Origin of the sequence: Streptococcus sp. IsoGale022, assembly GCF_031142805.1 — a bacterium.
In the GTDB taxonomy this organism is placed as follows: Bacteria; Bacillota; Bacilli; order Lactobacillales; family Streptococcaceae; genus Streptococcus; species Streptococcus sanguinis_A.
In genome coordinates, this window is record NZ_JAKZJI010000046.1 from 1 (window position 1) to 372 (window position 372).

Genomic DNA, 372 nt, shown 5'->3' on the forward strand with positions numbered 1-372 from the left:
CTTATGTCCACGAGCATATTTTTCAGCCCTTGGGTATGGAACACACCGCTCTCTTACCTGATTTGTCGGACAATACCTATGTCCGAGACAAGCGGCAGGGCGAGAAAACCTATGATACAAATGGAAACTTATATCTAGATAAATTGCTTCCCGCAGATATTTATCCAGCGGGACAGGCGACAGGGACTTTTGCCGATTTCAAACGGTTCGCGCAAGCTCTTTTGAGAAAGGAAAAGCTCTTTAAGCGCCCAGAAACCTGGAATGAACTGTATCAGACAACTTCTACATTCTCAGATAAAGCAGTCGCTAAGAACGCTCACGGCTTTTGGGTGACAGAGTATGAGACAGGGGCGATTTTAGGACACGGCGGCT

1 protein-coding gene is annotated in these 372 nt (G+C 46.8%); it reads left to right on the top strand.

Annotation, left to right across the window (positions count from 1 at the left end; genetic code table 11):
• On the top strand, positions 1–372 hold a 372-nt coding region (locus RG608_RS11595; protein ID WP_374989840.1), incomplete at both ends, for a serine hydrolase.